This window comes from Porphyrobacter sp. SLTP, assembly GCF_009905735.1.
In the GTDB taxonomy this organism is placed as follows: Bacteria; Pseudomonadota; Alphaproteobacteria; order Sphingomonadales; family Sphingomonadaceae; genus Erythrobacter.
On record NZ_JAAALE010000011.1, the window covers coordinates 40006 to 55861 of the forward strand.

General features: G+C 64.0%; 14 protein-coding genes. 4 read left to right on the forward strand and 10 right to left on the reverse strand.

The features are described from left to right. Positions 1 to 122: 122 nt before the first annotated feature. The 4 genes from GVM20_RS10680 to GVM20_RS10695 all read left to right on the forward strand — a co-directional run bounded on the left by GVM20_RS10680 (position 123) and on the right by GVM20_RS10695 (position 6988). The gene (locus GVM20_RS10680; RefSeq protein WP_166547183.1) at positions 123 to 1703 is read left to right on the forward strand and encodes an MFS transporter; all 1581 of its coding nucleotides are present in this window, start codon (positions 123 to 125) and stop codon (positions 1701 to 1703) included. Then, positions 1703 to 3067 carry an alpha-amylase family glycosyl hydrolase gene (locus GVM20_RS10685; RefSeq protein WP_166547184.1) on the forward strand — a complete coding sequence of 455 codons (1365 nt, stop codon included), beginning with the start codon at positions 1703 to 1705 and terminating at the stop codon, positions 3065 to 3067. Before GVM20_RS10680 ends, GVM20_RS10685 begins: the two co-directional genes overlap by 1 nt. A gap of 28 nt (positions 3068 to 3095) precedes the next feature. After that, positions 3096 to 5168, forward strand: a complete 2073-nt coding sequence (locus GVM20_RS10690) for a glycoside hydrolase family 97 protein (RefSeq protein ID WP_199799559.1) — start codon at positions 3096 to 3098, stop codon at positions 5166 to 5168. A gap of 281 nt (positions 5169 to 5449) precedes the next feature. Further along, positions 5450 to 6988 (forward strand): PAS domain S-box protein, encoded by a 1539-nt coding sequence (locus tag GVM20_RS10695; RefSeq protein ID WP_166547185.1) that lies wholly within the window; start codon positions 5450 to 5452, stop codon positions 6986 to 6988. A gap of 293 nt (positions 6989 to 7281) precedes the next feature. Here the strand turns inward: GVM20_RS10695 and hemA are convergent, their stop codons facing one another. The 10 genes from hemA to bchL form a co-directional block, all read right to left on the reverse strand. Continuing rightward, positions 7282 to 8502, reverse strand: a complete 1221-nt coding sequence (hemA, locus tag GVM20_RS10700) for a 5-aminolevulinate synthase (RefSeq protein ID WP_166547186.1) — start codon at positions 8500 to 8502, stop codon at positions 7282 to 7284. A gap of 31 nt (positions 8503 to 8533) precedes the next feature. Then, positions 8534 to 9343, reverse strand: coding sequence for a putative photosynthetic complex assembly protein PuhE (puhE, locus tag GVM20_RS10705; protein WP_166547187.1), 810 nt, complete (start codon positions 9341 to 9343; stop codon positions 8534 to 8536). Beyond that, positions 9337 to 10398 (reverse strand): magnesium-protoporphyrin IX monomethyl ester (oxidative) cyclase, encoded by a 1062-nt coding sequence (gene acsF / locus GVM20_RS10710; protein ID WP_166547188.1) that lies wholly within the window; start codon positions 10396 to 10398, stop codon positions 9337 to 9339. Before acsF ends, puhE begins: the two co-directional genes overlap by 7 nt. Continuing rightward, complete coding sequence (locus tag GVM20_RS10715) at positions 10395 to 10697, reverse strand: O2-dependent cyclase accessory protein (protein ID WP_166547189.1); 303 nt, start codon at positions 10695 to 10697, stop codon at positions 10395 to 10397. Before GVM20_RS10715 ends, acsF begins: the two co-directional genes overlap by 4 nt. Next, positions 10697 to 11185: a photosynthetic complex assembly protein PuhC gene (puhC, locus tag GVM20_RS10720; protein ID WP_166547190.1), complete on the reverse strand. Its 489-nt coding sequence runs from the start codon at positions 11183 to 11185 to the stop codon at positions 10697 to 10699. The genes GVM20_RS10715 and puhC overlap by 1 nt, the downstream gene beginning before the upstream one ends. Beyond that, complete coding sequence (puhB, locus tag GVM20_RS10725) at positions 11182 to 11949, reverse strand: photosynthetic complex putative assembly protein PuhB (protein ID WP_166547191.1); 768 nt, start codon at positions 11947 to 11949, stop codon at positions 11182 to 11184. Before puhB ends, puhC begins: the two co-directional genes overlap by 4 nt. Continuing rightward, a complete protein-coding gene (puhA, locus tag GVM20_RS10730; RefSeq protein ID WP_166547192.1) occupies positions 11940 to 12746 on the reverse strand; it encodes a photosynthetic reaction center subunit H in 807 nt (268 codons plus the stop codon). Before puhA ends, puhB begins: the two co-directional genes overlap by 10 nt. A gap of 73 nt (positions 12747 to 12819) precedes the next feature. Continuing rightward, on the reverse strand, positions 12820 to 14259 hold the full coding sequence (locus GVM20_RS10735; RefSeq protein WP_166547193.1) for a BCD family MFS transporter: 1440 nt from the start codon (positions 14257 to 14259) through the stop codon (positions 12820 to 12822). Then, complete coding sequence (gene bchM / locus GVM20_RS10740) at positions 14256 to 14960, reverse strand: magnesium protoporphyrin IX methyltransferase (RefSeq protein ID WP_166547194.1); 705 nt, start codon at positions 14958 to 14960, stop codon at positions 14256 to 14258. Before bchM ends, GVM20_RS10735 begins: the two co-directional genes overlap by 4 nt. Next, entirely contained in the window at positions 14960 to 15856 is an 897-nt protein-coding gene (gene bchL, locus GVM20_RS10745) for a ferredoxin:protochlorophyllide reductase (ATP-dependent) iron-sulfur ATP-binding protein (RefSeq protein ID WP_160761925.1), read from the reverse strand. The genes bchM and bchL overlap by 1 nt, the downstream gene beginning before the upstream one ends.

Sequence of the window (15856 nt, forward strand, 5' to 3'; positions counted from 1 at the left end):
CCAGACTATGGCCCGGCATCGTGCAATGTGTCACCCGGCGACAGATCCGGGAGCCTACGCGATGCCGGGAGCTGCGTCACCTCCGTGCGGATGGTGGTGCGGGGGAGAGGGATGATACGATCATGACGCAAGCCGGCCAAAAGCCTGCGCTGAACGCGGGCCAAATCTGGAACATGAGCTTCGGCTTCCTCGGAATCCAGATCGGGTTCGAGCTCCAGAACGGCAATGTCAGCCGCATTTTCCAGACGCTGGGCGCGGATGTCGGTGAGCTGGCGATCCTGTGGATTGCCGCGCCGATGACCGGGCTGATCGTGCAGCCGATTATCGGCCACCTGTCGGACAAGACCTGGAGCCCCCGCTTCGGCCGCCGCCGCCCCTATTTCCTCATTGGCGCGCTGCTGGCGACCTTTGCGCTGTTTGTCATGCCCAATGCCCCAGTGCTGTGGGTCGCGGCGGGGATGCTGTGGATCATGGACGCCTCGCTCAACATCACGATGGAGCCGTTCCGTGCCTTCGTGGGCGACAATCTCCCAGACCGGCAGCGCACGATGGGCTATGCAATGCAGAGCTTCTTTATCGGCACCGGCGCGGTAATGGCAGGGGCGCTCCCGTGGGTGATGACCAACTGGCTGGGCCTCAGCAACATCGCGCCGGTGGGCGAGATTCCGGAAACGGTGCGCTGGTCGTTTTATATCGGCGGGGCGGCATTGGTGGCGGCGGTCGCGTGGACGGTGTTCTCGACCAAGGAGTATTCCCCGCAAGACCTCGCCCGGTTCGAAGCCGCACGCGGACCTGCCGCTGGCGCAGCGCATGGCAATGTGGAGCGTACCGCGCGGCAGTTTTCCAATGGCGGGATCGTCTGGATCATCGCCGGTCTCGGCCTTGCTGCGCTGGTGGCCTTTGCGCGGGGGGAGAACCGCCCGGCGTTCCTTGGCGACATTGAAGTGGCCAAGGATATCTATGTCCTCGCGGGCTTGCTGGCAGGCTTCGGCGTGATCCAGCTCGTCGCTGCATCCTTGCGCGGGCAAGGGCGCAATGACAGTGGCTTCATGGAGGTGGTGAGCGATCTGTTCGCCATGCCCAAGACCATGCGCCAACTGGCGGTGGTGCAGTTTTTCAGCTGGTTCGGGATGTTTGCGTTGTGGATTTACGGCACGCCGGGCGTGACCGAGTATCACTTTGGCGCGGCCGACGCGGCGAGCGCCGCCTATCAGGATGGGGCGGACTGGTGGAGCCTGATGGGATCGGTGCGCAACGGCCTGGCCGCTGCCGCCGCGCTCGGGTTCGTGATGATCGCCGCGAAGATCGACCGCTGCCGGTTACACGCGATCAACCTGCTAATGGGCGCGGCGGGCTTTGCTGCGGTGCTGCTGGTGCGCGATCCGGCGCTGCTGTGGATCCCGCAGATCGGGATCGGCATCGCCTGGGCCTCGATTGTAGCGCTGCCCTACGCGATCCTGGCAGGCTGCGTCCCGGCGGAAAAAATGGGCATTTACATGGGGGTGTTCAACATCTTCATCGTCGTGCCGCAGCTGCTCGCCTCGACGTTGCTCGGCTTCCTCGTCACCAACCTGTTCGGCGGTGAGCCGATCTACGCGATGGCGATTGCGGCGGTGAGCTTCGTGCTGGCAGCGACGGCGACCCTGTTCGTCACTGATGGCGAGGCGCGAGGCGTTCCCGCTCTGCGGGCGGGGGAAGCGTGATGCGGCTGGTATTTGCCCTGCTGGCGGGCGCGCTGGTCGCTACCCCTGCGCTGGCCCAGCCCGATTACACCCCGCGCGATGTGGTCCAGGTGCCAAACGCCGAGTGGACGCGCGACGCGGTACTGTATCAGCTCAACACCCGGCAGTTCACCAGCGAGGGCACCTTTGCCGCCGCGCAGAAGCAGCTGCCGCGGCTCGCAGCGATGGGGGTCGATATCATCTGGCTGATGCCGATCCACCCGATTGGCGAGGCGAACCGCAAGGGCAGCCTTGGCAGCCCCTATGCCGTGCGCGATTACCGCGCGGTCAATCCCGAATTCGGCACCGAGGCCGAGTTCCGCGCCTTTGTGGACGAGGCGCACCGGCTGGGGCTGAAGGTCATCCTCGACTGGGTCGCCAACCATTCAGCCACTGACAATCCGCTGACCCTGAGCCACCCGGAGTGGTACACCCGCACGCCCGAAGGCGCGCTGATGTCGCCCGCCGGCACCGACTGGTCGGACGTGGCGGACTTCGATTACAGCCAGCCCCGCCTGCGCCAGTACATGACCGAAAGCCTCGTTTATTGGGTGCGCGAATTCGGCATCGACGGGTATCGCGCGGACGTGGCGGGGTATGTCCCGACCGATTTCTGGGACACCGCCCGCGCCGAACTCAACAAGGTGAAGCCGGTCTTCATGCTCGCCGAATGGGAGCAACGCGATCTCCACGCCCGCGCTTTCGACGCCACCTATGGCTGGGGCTGGAAGGAGGCGATGCAGCGCCTCGTCAAGGACGGCAGCGGGGCAGGGGCGATGCGCGGTTACTATGCCGGGCAGTCGGAAACCTGGCCCCACGCCGCGATGCGCATGGTCTATACCGAGAACCACGACCAGAATTCGTGGGACGGAGTGGCAGCGAACATCTACGGCCCGGCTTATGAGGCTGCGATGGCGCTGTCCTTCACCGGCCTCGGACTGCCTCTGATCTACAATGGGCAGGAGGCGGATAATGACCGGATGCTCAAGTTCTTCGAGCGCGATCCGATCGTCTGGCGCGAAGGCAAGCACGCCGCGCTGATCGCCAAGCTGATCGCGCTCAAGACTGACAACGCCGCGCTCCACAACGGGCGCTTTGGCGCGCCGCTGTTGGAAGTGCCGACCAATGCGACGGCAGATGTCTTCGCCTTCACGCGCGGGTCTGCGGGCGAACGGGTGTTTGCGGTGTTCAACCTCAGCCCCCGGCCGCAGCAGGTGACCTTCCAGCACGCGCGCCATCATGGCGGCTATGCCGACGCGCTCAACGGCGAGGCGATGACCTTCGCGAGCGGCGAGGCGCTTGCGCTTGCGCCGTGGGGCTACCGGATTTTCACAGAGACCAAATGAGCGCTCCGATGGGCGTGGGAGAGGACGCATGACGAAGCTTTGGACCCGGATGATCGCGGCGGCGGCAGTGGCATGGGCAGCGGCGCCTGCCTATGCCGAGACGTTGGAAGTGACCTCGCCCGACGGCAAGATCACCGTCACGGTCAAGGATGATGGTGGCCAGGCGACCTATGCCGTGAGCTTCGAGGGCGAGCAGGTCATCGCTCCGTCCAAGCTCGGGATGCTGTTCGCCGAACATCACGGCTTTGAACGCGGCCTCGCCATCGCCGGATCGGCCCGCGCCTCGCAAAACACCACTTGGGAACAGCCGTGGGGCGAGCGCCGGCTGGTGCGCGATCAGCACAATGAACTCAGCGTCACCTTCCGTGCCGCCGAGGGCCCCGACCGGCAGATGACGGTCCGCTTCCGCGCCTTCGATACCGGCATCGGATTCCGCTACGAGCTGCCCGAACAGGCGGCGCTGCAAGGTGACATCGCCATCGTCGAGGAGCTGACCCAGTTCGGCGTCGGCGACAAAACGACGATGTGGTACACGCCGTCCGACGAATACAACCGCAACGAGTATATCTACCGCGTCGCCCCCGCAGGCGAGGTTGATGACGCGCACACCCCGTCCACCTTCCGCACCACCACCGGCATCCACTTCGCGATCCACGAGGCGGCGCTGGTCAATTACTCCTCGATGTCCCTCGATCAGCTGCGCCCCGGCAATTTCCAGGCGAACCTGCGCAATTGGTCGGGCGGGCCGAAGGTGAAGACCAAGGCGCCGTTCACATCCCCGTGGCGCACCATCCAGATCGCGCGTGAGGCGGTGGGCCTGATCAATTCCGACATCATCCTCAACCTCAACGAACCCAACGCGCTGGGCGATGTCTCCTACGCCAAGCCCGGCAAATATGTCGGCATCTGGTGGGCGATGCACATCAATGACCGCACCTGGGCGAGCGACAAATATCACGGCGCGACCACCGCCGAGACCAAGCGCTATATCGACTTTGCCGCCAAGCACGGCTTTGCCGGCGTGCTGGTCGAAGGCTGGAACAAGGGCTGGGACGGCGACTGGTTCAACAATGGTGATCTGTTCAGCTTCACCGAGCCCTATCCCGATTACGACATCGCGGGCCTGAGCAAATATGCCGCCGCCAAGGGCGTCCAGCTGATCGTCCATCACGAAACCTCGGCCAACCTCACCAATTACGAAAAGCAGCTGGCGGCAGGCCTTGATCTGGTGCGCAAGATCGGCTCGCACTACGTCAAGTCGGGCTATGTTTCCGACGCGGGCGATGCGGTGTGGGTCGATGACAAGGGCATCCGCCACTACGAATATTACGACAGCCAACGCATGATCGACCACCACATGACGGTGATCAAGGCCGCCGCTGAGCGCCAGATCGCGATGGACACCCACGAGCCGGTCAAGGACACCGGCCTCAGGCGCACCTACCCCAACTGGATGACCCGCGAAGGCGCGCGCGGGATGGAGTTCAACGCCTGGGGCACGCCGCCCAATCCGCCTTCGCATGAGCCGATGCTGGCCTTCACCGCGCTGCTGGCCGGGCCGTTCGACTATACCCCCGGCATCTTCGACCTGCGCCCCAACGAGCGCCCGCCGGTGCGCCCCGACATGCCGCGCGGCGATCCGAAGAACCGCCCGCAGACCACGCTGGCCAAGCAGCTTGCGACCTATGTGACGATCTACTCGCCGCTCCAGATGGCCGCCGATCTGCCAGAGAATTACGAAGCGCGGCCCGAAGCCTTCCAATTCATCAAGGATGTGGAAGCCGACTGGGAGGAGTCGATCGCGCTCGCCGGTGAGGTTGGCCAATATGTCGCCTTCGCGCGGCAGGGGAGGAAGTCCAAGGAATGGTTCCTCGGCGCGGTGACCGACCACGAGCCGCGCGATCTGTCCCTGCCGCTGTCCTTCCTTGAAACGGGCCGCAAGTACCGCGCGCAGATCTACCGCGACGGGCCGCACGCGCATTGGGACTACAACCCCTATGACATCGTGATCGAGGAGAAGGTGGTCACCGGCGGGGACACCTTCGCGGTGCGGTTGGCGGCGTCAGGCGGGGTGGCGGTGCGCTTCATTCCGGTGAAGTAAGGGACGCCGCAGCGGGATGGGCGGTTTTCGCCTTCCTTCATCGCCCCGTAGTTCGATCTGGCGCATGGTTAAGCGGAAGCTAGGATTTTGATGGCATAAGGCGCCATCAGATCGAGGGCCGCTTGCCACCCATAACCGTGTCATTCAGTCAAAGCGGCCTGCGACAAAATGCACCCGCACACAAGCCGGGATCTGGCCGACAATCCTATGGCGGGGCCAGTATCAGAAGGACTGATCGAAATTATATTCGTCCCGCTTCGATACCTTAAAACGATGAATCCATGAGCCAACCTCCCGTCCAAGACTCGGCCGCGCTCCGCCTGTTGTTGAGCACAGTCCTCGACGCAGCGGTCGCCATCGATGCGGAAGGGAAGGTCGTCGGCTGGAATCGTGCGGCGGAGCAAACCTTTGGATGGTCTCGGGCCGAGGCCTTGGGGCAAAATCTCAATGATCTGATTGTCCCATCCAGGCATCAGCAGGCCCACGCTCACGGTATGCACCGCTACCAGCAAACCGGTGTGGCCCATGTCGTCAATCGTCGGATCGAGATCGAGGCGCGGGCAAAGTCCGGGCGTGAATTTCCCATCGAGCTCTCGATCACCGAGGCGCATGATGGGAGCGGGGCTGCCTTTGTGGGATTTATGCGCGATATCAGCGAGCGCATCGCGATGGAACGCAGACTACGCGAGAGCCAGAAGCTGGAGGCGGTGGGACACCTCACCGGAGGCATTGCGCACGATTTCAACAATTTGCTTACAGTGATCCTGGGCAATGCAGAAATCCTCGCCGAGAGCATAACCGATCCGGAACTCAAGCCCTTGGCCGAGGTGACGCTTTCGGCGGCGGAGCGGGGGGCCGAGCTGACCAATCGCCTGCTCGCTTTCGCCCGCCGTCAGCCGCTCGATCCGAAGCCGACGAACGTCAACCAGCTGGTGGGGGCGATGCAGGGGATCGTCCGGCGCACCCTGCCCGAGAGTATCGATGTGGAATTCCATTCCGATCCTGATCTCGGACTCATCGAAATCGACGCTGGCGAACTGGATTCAGCGCTCCTGAACCTCGTGGTCAATGCCCGCGACGCGATGGAAGACGAAGGCAAACTGGTGATTGAGACCGCCAACACAAGGCTGGGACCTGATTACGCTCTCAGATATCCGGAGGTGGTGCCCGGGGAGTACATCATGCTCTGTGTGACCGACACGGGCACTGGCATGGATGCTGTCACGGCCGGGCGGGCCTTTGAGCCGTTTTTCACCACCAAGCCCGTTGGCAAGGGGAGCGGACTTGGATTGAGCATGGTGTTTGGCTTCACCAAACAATCGGGCGGACATATCGAGATTTGCTCCGAGCCTGGTGTAGGCACCAAGATCAAGCTGTATTTCCCGCGCCTGCCGATCGGCCAGCCAGCGAAAGCTGACCTGCCTTCGGATGTGCAACCCCAAGGCGGTACGGAGAAGATCCTCATCGTCGAGGATAATGCCCTGGTCCTCAGCCATTTGCAGCGGCAATTGGTTTTGCTGGGCTATCGCGTCAAGACCGCGATGTCAGGCCGCGAGGCGATGGTCCTTTTGCAAGCGGACGACGAGGTGGACCTCCTGCTCACGGATATCGTGATGCCAGGAGGCATGAACGGAACCGAGCTTGCCGATTGGGCCCGGACTTTTCGACCCTCGCTCAGGGTGCTCTTCACCTCGGGCTACACCGATAACGCCATCGACCGACACGGCCGCCTTGACCCTGGTGTTGATTTGCTCAGAAAGCCCTACACCCGACTGGAACTGTCGAAGAAGGTGCGAGAAGTCCTTCAGCGGGAAATCTAGCACCCTTGTCGGCCATGCGGGGATGTCTCCCCATCATCGCCGCACTCTGCCGTAACGCAGCGGCGAGGCGCCCTCGGATGATCCCGCCCACCCAGACGCAAAGGAGGGCGGACGCCTCGCCTAAGGCATCCACCCTCCACTCCCGTCCAAGGGAGAGCTGCTGAAAGTCAGAGCATTGTGCTGCGCGGCTGCGGGATCACAAGATCCGGCGCACGACCCATGCAGCCGCCCCTTTCGGTGCCCGTCAGGCAAGCGGAGCGGCGCGGCGGCGTGCAGGACCGGTTGGGCGGGGTTTAAGCCGCCTGTTCCATCCGGGCCAGTTCGCAATGCGACCAGATCTCGGACAGCGCCTTGATCAGCCGGTCGATGTCGCCATCGGTGTGCACGGGCGAGGGCGTGACGCGCAGTCGCTCGGTCCCCACCGGCACGGTCGGGTAGTTGATCGGCTGTACGTAGATGCCGTGGTTGTCCATCAGCCAGTCGCTGATCATCTTGCACTTCTTGGCATCCCCAACCATCACCGGGATGATGTGGCTCGGGTTGTCGAGGTGCGGGATGCCCATGATGTCGAGCGCGCGGCGGACCTGCGCGACGCGCTTCTGCTGAAGCTCACGCTCGGCGCTGCTGTTCTTGAGGTGGCGGATGCTGGCCGCCGCGCCCGCCGCGATGGCGGGGGGCAGAGCGGTCGAGAAGATGAAGCCACTGGCGAAGCTGCGCACAAAATCGACGAGGTTGGCCGAGGCCGCAATGTAACCGCCCATCACGCCGAACGCCTTGCCCAGCGTCCCTTCGATGACGGTGATCCGGTCCATCAGCCCTTCGCGCTCGGCAATCCCGCCGCCGCGCGGGCCGTAGAGGCCGACCGCGTGGACCTCGTCGATATAGCTCATCGCGCCGTGCTTTTCGCAGACGTCGAGGATGTCGGCGATGGGGGCGATGTCGCCATCCATCGAATAGACGCTCTCGAACGCGACCAGCTTGGGCACGTCGGGGCCGTACATCGACAGGAGTTCGTCGAGATGCTCCGCGTCATTGTGGCGCCACACCTTGTAAGGCGCGCGGCTGTGGCGGATGCCTTCGATCATCGAGGCGTGGTTGAGCGCGTCCGAGAACACGACGCAGCCGGGAATCTTCGACGCCAGCGTGCCGAGACCTGCCCAGTTGGAAACATAGCCGCTGGTGAACAGCAGGGCCGCTTCCTTGTTGTGGAGATCAGCCAGCTCAGCCTCAAGCAGCACGTGGTGGTGATTGGTGCCCGAAATGTTGCGCGTGCCGCCCGCACCTGCGCCGCATTCGTCGAGGCATTCATGCATCGCGTCGAGCACGTCGGGGTGTTGGCCCATGCCGAGATAGTCGTTCGAACACCACACGGTCACCGCCTGGGTTTCGCCTTCGACAAAGCGCGTCGCGTGCGGGAAGCGGCCGCGATGGCGCTTGATATCGGTGAACACCCGGTAGCGGCCGTCGGCGCGCACAGTGTCCAGCTCGCCGGCGAAGTAGGCTTCGAAGTCCATCGGGGTTCCCTCTGTCGTCATTGTCTTGCTTTCAATCTGGATTGATCTGCGCCGCAGTCTTCCGCTGCGGCCCAGTCCGTTTTGGCATGGCCCAGCCCCACAGCATCCCGTCACGGAATGGCAGGGCGAGGAAAAGGTGTTCGAGCACGCCGAGCAGGCTCAGGGTGGTCAGCAGGCTCGCGCCCACCATCTCGGCGCTGCCCACAGGTGCTGCGAGCGCGAGGCTGGCGAACCATGCGGTCACTGCCGCAATCCCGGCGACCGACAGCACCAGCAGCACCGTCATGCGGTTCGGGCCGAAATAGGTCTTCAGGTAGGCGAGCTGCTCGGGCAGCATTTCAGACGTGGAATTGGGCACGCCGACAAACAGGTTGATCTTCGAAATCAGCCGCATAGCGAACATCAGCACGAACACGGTCGCGCCGATCTGGTTGGGCACGCTCCACGACAGCGAGATCAGCAGCAGTGCGGTGAGCGCCAGAGCGACCTCGTGATGCATCACGGTCGCGGCGGCCTGCCGGAAGCGGGCGACGCCGGTCAGCGACGGATCGGCCAGCCCGCGGCGCGGCCCGGCTGATGCGCCGGTCAGGAACGAAAGCTCATGCCAGCCCCACACCATCAGCGCGCCGATGAAGGCCAGGTACACCGCCCACACCTCGGCCGAGAGCGAAGCGACGAGGATTACCACGAGCCCGGCAATCCCGGCGATGCTGCCGATCAACAGGCTGGTGGAAAAGGTCGCGCGCTCACGGTTGTCCGCCCAGGCAATCAGCCCGGTTGCGACAAACCAGATCGCGACCGTCACGATGAACGGCACAATATGGCCGCTCCAACTTACCACGCGGGCTGGAGCCGGATCGAAGCGGGCAGAGTGTTCGACTTGGGCTTTTGCAGATACATCTTGGCAAAGGCGAGGCCAGCGCCGGCCATGCCCGAAGCGCGTTGCAACAGACCGCCGATCCCACCGCGCGCCTTGCCTTCTTCGATGCGTCCGGCCGCGAGGCGCAGCTTTTCCATCTGAGTGCGGAAGGCCGGCGCATCAATGTCCAGTTCCACCGGGAAGACCTGGCGGCTGATCTGGTTGCAGATCGCGAACACCTTGTAGCCATACTCGGTCGGATCGACGCCGAGGGCGGCGTGGAACAGCGGGCGGTTGTGATCGCGCACATACATGGTGGCGTAGACCGACAGCAGGAAGAAGCGCACCCACAGCTTGTTGGCGCCTTCCAGCAGCTTGGGATCGGCGCGCAACAGCATGGCGAAGGCCTCACCATGGCGGAACTCGTCATTGCACCATTCCTCGAACCAGTCGAAGATCGGGTGGAACTTGTACTGCGGGTTCTGGGCCAGATGGCGGAAGATGGTGATGTAGCGCGCGTAGCCGATCTTCTCTGACAGATAGACCGCGTAGAAGATGAACTTCGGCTTGAAATAGGTGTATTTCTTGGTCTTCGTCAGATAGCCCAGATCGACGCCGATGCCCGCATCCTTGAGGCTTTCATTGATGAAGCCGGCATGACGGCTTTCATCGCGGGCGAGCAGGCGGAACAGCTGCTTCACATCCGGGTTCTTGGTGCGCTTGGCGATTTCGGCATAGAGCACGCAGCCTGAAAACTCGCTCGTCATCGAACTGACGAGGAAATCGGTGAACTCCTTGCGCAGCGCGGGTTCCAGCCCCTCGATCACACCCTTGAAGCGGTCCGAGTGCTTGAAGTGCAGCTTGTTGGGATCACCCACCATGTCGGCGATCAACTGGTCCCATTCGCGCCGCACGCGGCTGATGTCGATGGCATCGAGCGCGTCATAGTCGGTGGTGTAGAAACGCGGGGTCAGCATCGTGTCCTGCGTCGCGATCGCCATCGCCTCTTCGCTGGTCATCGGCTTGTAGGCGTTCATTTGATCCTCCCGGCATTGAAACTGACTTCGTAGAGTTCGGCCAGATCGAAATAGGCGGCCAAGCGCGTGAGCGCGCGGGCCAGCGGGCTGGCGCGGGTCACAGTGGCGCGGCGTTCAAACACCTGGCGCGTGCCAAACGGGATCTGGATCGGAGCGCCGTGAACGCGGACCTTGTCGCCCGGCTGGATAATCACCTCGTCGGCCAGTTCGACATGAGCGTGGAAATGCTCGGGGCTCTGCTCGACCGTGATCGTGCAGGGCGTTTCGAACGAGCGTGCGGTGATGAAGGAGAATGCCATTACTGCGCCGCGGTCTTCGCGGTGAGCAGGTTGGCATAGACGGCGCGGTTGTCCGGTCCGAAGGAGCTGACTTCCACACTGCGTCCGGTCACCGGATCGCTCAGCGTGAGCGTGTCATTCTCCCATCGGGTGAGAGTGAAGGGCACCGCCGGTCCTTCGCCGCGGATACGGCGTTGGTGGACGAGGCTGCGCACGGTGGCGCGGATGAAGCCGCCTTCGCCCGGGCCAAAGCTGCCGAGCACTTGCGCCGTCGCGCCGTCTTCAACGCGGACCGTGCCGTCATCCTCGTCGAAGAAGCGCAGTGTCACTTCATCTGCGGCCTTGATCCCGGCGGCGGCCCGCGCCTCAGCCGGAACCGACTGACGCTCGAAAAAGCCGAGGGAGACAGCCGAGGTCAATGCCAGCGCGATGGCCACCATCCCGCCCATCAGCAACAGCGGCGCCTTGTGGACGGTGACCTCGTCCTTCTCGTATTCGCGAACGATCATGCTGGTGCTCCCTCAAGACCCTGTCCGGCCCGGCCCATGACCGGAGCGAGACGTCCGGCCACAGCCGCACCTGCGCCCTGACCGGCGTGTTGGACGCTGGCAGGGGCGGCTTCCTTGATCTCGGTCAAATTCCGATCGATCGCGCCATATTGCGCGCGGGCTTCGGCGATCATCTGTGCGACGTGGGCCGCGTCAGGAACGGCGCGCAGCATCGGCTGGGGCATCGCATAGTGGAACGGGCGGACATGCGGCCACAGCAGCAGCGTGCTGAGCAGTCGCTCACCGGCCAGTTCAAAGGCAATGTCGCCGTGATCCTTGCCGCGTGCGCGGAAGTTGGCGGCCGTGATCTGCTTCAAGGGCAGGTTGATCCGCGTCTCGATCGCCATGCCGATGCGCATGATCATACGCGCGTCGGTCAGGATGTAGAGCGTCGTGCGCGCGCTCGCCCAGGCGAGCAGGTAGAGCAGTCCAACCAGCACCAGGCCCAGCCCTGCAACGACCAGCGCAGCCGTGGAATTGCCCGTCAGCACCGCGATCACCGCCAATGCTGCCATGTAGGCGCCGGCTTTGTGGGCATGGAACGCCGAGCGCGCCAGCAGGCTGACCGTGGGACGGCCCTTCCACAAAACCTTTTCCTCAGGTGCCGGCGTGCCGATCCGGTCGCCGAACGCCTTGGGCCCGTCATTCTCAAGCGAGGCGTGATCGAGGCCGGGTAGCAGCGACGTTTCCGTCGCTGCTGCACCTGCGGTTGGGTTCAGATCCATGCTTCAGACCTTTCCGGAGTCGCATACATGTAACCGCCGCCGAAATAGGCCTGGACGCGGTCTTCTTCGTAGCGGGTGATGATGCCAGCGGTTTCGAGCGTCGGTGCGTTCTCGAACTGCGCGGCGGTGATGGCGTCGATCTCCACGAACTTGGGCTTGTCCTCGATGATCGGCAGCAGCGCGTCGATCAGGCCGTTGCCGTGGACCGTGGCGACCATCATCGGCGCCAGCACCTTCTTGCCGGTGGTGGTTTCGACTTCGAGGTAACGGATCAGGTGTTCGGCCTGATCGACCCAGATATCGCTGACCTTGCCCACGGTCACGCCGTCGGCAGCAACCACCGGCCAGCCGACCAGCTGCGGATCGTTGGGCGAGACGATGATCTCGTGGCTTTGCGCGATCGGAACGATCCGCGGACGACCATCGAAGGTGAGGTCGGGATACTTCGAGCGGTTGGCAAAGGCAGCCGGGCCCATGCCGTCGAGCATCGGATCGCCCGTCGGCACCAGCGGCGCTCCAGCGGAGCGGAAGGCCGGGACGCCGGGGACGTTGATGTCATCGCGGGCGACGTCTTCCGGCACATAGGTGCCGCGGCCGTTCGGCAGCTGGAAGGTCTTCTTGCCTGCGTCAAACAGGCTGCCGGGGTGAATCTTGCCGGTGCCCTCATCTTCGAGCGGGTAGCCCTCGCGGCGGCTTTCGCGGTTCAGGTAGAACACCAGCGCGATGAAGAATCCGAAAAACAGCAGGAAGGTGAGTTCGGCAACATCGAAGGTGCCGACGATATAGGCAGCGTTCATTTCATATTCCTCTCATGGAACAATCCGGCTGAGGCGGAGCCGGGCAAGGATCGGGACGGGCGGGCACAGGTAATCATGTCGGAAACTCAACGAGCCCAAAGGGCTGGGCGAGCGGGTCTTCGGCGTCGTCCGGCAGGCGGCGCTGGTGGCTGACCAGCGGGCCGATGGCGGCAAGGCCGATAAGCAGAAGAGCGATTTCGAGGATGTAGACCGAGCCATATCCGGTGGCGCGCATGGCGATGCTTGCGGTCTGATCGCCGCTTTGCAGCAGGGCTGCGATCCCGTCGCGCAGCAGGCCGCCGATGGCGATACCCAAGCCGGCGCAGGTCGCCTGCACCGCGCCCCATGCGCCTAGCGCAAGGCCCGCAGTCTGGTGCTTGGCCAGGCTCATCGCTTCCATCAGCGTGCCGACCGAGAACAGCCCGAGCCCGACCCCGATGGTCAGCGCACCGGCGTACAGCATCAACGGCGCGCCGAAGGGACCAGCAAACAGCACCAGCAGGAAGGCGTTGATCCCGACCACCAGGCCGGCCCCGGCGAGCCGGAGCGGATCCCAGCCGCGTGCCAGCGCCCGGCCCGAAAGCATGAAGCCGAACAGCGAGCCGAGCGCCCAGGCGCCCGTCAGTCCCGTGGTCGCACCGACCGAAAGGCCGAGGATTTCTCCGCCATAGGGCTCAAGCAGCGCATCCTGCATGGCGAAGCCTGCCGCGCCAATGCCGATCGCGGTCAGGAGCCGAGCGTTGCGGCCATCGGTGATGAAGGCCTGCCAGATTTCCCTGAACGTCGCCGTCTCGCGATCAGGGGCGGTAACAGCGGGGTTGCGCGCTTCCTGCTTCCACAAGGCGATCACGTTGAGAATGACAGTCAGCAGCGCACAGCCCTGGATCACCTGCACCAGCTTGGTCTCGCTATAGTCGGACAGCACGCCGCCGATCACGAAAGCGGAGAACATCATGCCGACCAAGAGCATCACGTAGAGCAGCGCGACCGCGCGCGGGCGCTTGTCTTCGGGCGCAAGGTCGGTCGCCAGCGCAAGGCCCGCGGTCTGCGTGACATGGAAGCCGGTGCCGGTCAGCAGGAAGGCAGCGGTCGCCGCGACCAGCCCGATTTCGAAGCGATCTACGGTGCCCAGCAGCAGAAGCGCGAAGGGCATGATGGCAAGGCCGCCGAACTGCATCAGCGTGCCGAACCAGATATAGGGCACCCGCCGCCAGCCGAGCACCGAACGGTGCGTGTCGGACTTGTGGCCGATCAGCGCGCGGAACGGCGCAGCAAACAGCGGCACCGCGATAAGCAGCGCAACCAGCCATGTGGGCGTGCCAAGCTCGACCACCATGACCCGGTTCAAGGTGCCGTTGAGCAGCACCATCGCCATGCCGACGCTCACCTGAAACAGCGCGAGGCGCAGCAGGCGGGGCAGCGGCAGGTCCACACTCGCCGCATCCGCAAACGGCAGCAGCTGGAAAACCAGCGCTGTCCAATGCGGTTTGGGAGGGCGGACGGGCTGGGTCATCCGTGGCGCACCAGTTCCAGCGCCTGCGAGGTGTAGAACCCGCTGCTGATGCGCTGGGTACGGCCGATGCTCCAGCCTTGCAGGCGGGCGAGCCGTTCGCGCAGATCGCCCTCGGCGGTCGGGACGATGGCTGGCGAACGGTCTGACTTGGGGAAGAACTTGCCGACTTCGTGCATCGCGCTCAGCAAGCGCGTGCGCGGGGCGAAGGTGAACAGGATCGATCCGGTGGTGCGCTGCGCCAGCTGGGTCAGCGCATCGACGAGATCTTCGGGCTGATAATGGATCAGCGAGTCCATCGCGACCACATGGGCAAAGGTGCCCAGCTGCGGATCAAGCATGTCGCCCGAGCGCCAGTGGATGCGGCCATGGCCGATGAATGAAGGCGTGCGTTCGCGGGCGACTTCAACGAGGCCCGCGGCGACATCGATCCCGGTGACTTCGGCGCCGCGGCAGGCGGCTGCAACCGCCAGCGAACCGGTGCCGCATCCGGCATCGAGCACCTTGGTGCGGCGCAGGTCGGTCGGCAGCCAGTCCAGAAGGTTGGCACGCATCGCATCGCGCCCGGCGCGCACGGTCGCGCGGATGCCGCTGACCTTCGCGTCGGAGGTGAGGTCGATCCACGCCTGACGCGCGGTGCTGTCGAAATAGGTCGCCAGCGCCTCGCGCCGGTGATCATATTCGGATGAGTGCCGGGTCGCCATTATTCAAACCCCAGGAAGTCGAAGATGTCGCGGTCCTTCATCGGCTGCGCCTTGGACGGATCGACACCGGCCCACAGCATTGCGGCGAGGCGCAGATATTCGTCCTGCGCCGCGATCACTTCGGGATCGTCGCCCATTTCGAACAGCGTGCACTTCTTCAGGCGCGAGCGGCGGATCGCATCGACATCGCGGAAGTGCGCGAGGCGGGGCATCCCGACTTTTTCGCAGAACCGGTCGATCTCGTCGGTGTCCTTGCTGCGGTTGGCGACGACGCCGGCAAGGCGCACGTCATAGTTTTTCGATTTCGCCGCGATCGCCGCCACGATCCGGTTCATTGCGAAGATCGAGTCAAAGTCGTTCGCTGCCACCACCAGCGCGCGCTCGGCATGTTGCAGGGGTGCCGCAAAGCCGCCGCATACCACATCGCCCAGCACGTCGAAGATCACGACGTCGGTTTCTTCGAGAAGGTGGTGCTGCTTCAGCAGCTTCACCGTCTGGCCGACCACATAGCCGCCGCAGCCGGTGCCTGCCGGAGGCCCGCCAGCCTCGACACACATCACGCCGTTATAGCCTTCGAACATGTAGTCTTCGGGCCGCAGCTCTTCCGCGTGGAATTCAACCGTTTCGAGCACGTCGATCACAGTCGGCATCAGCTTCTTGGTCAGCGTGAAGGTGCTGTCGTGCTTGGGATCGCAGCCGATCTGGAGCACCCGGTGGCCCAGTTTCGAAAAGGCGGCCGACAGGTTGGAAGACGTGGTTGACTTGCCGATCCCGCCCTTGCCGTAGACGGCGAAAACCTTGGCACCCTTGATCTTGTCGGCCGGGTCCAGCTGGACCTGAACCGAGCCGTCGCCATCGGGCGGGCTGAAGGACGATGAGGGGCTGTGCAGGTTCAT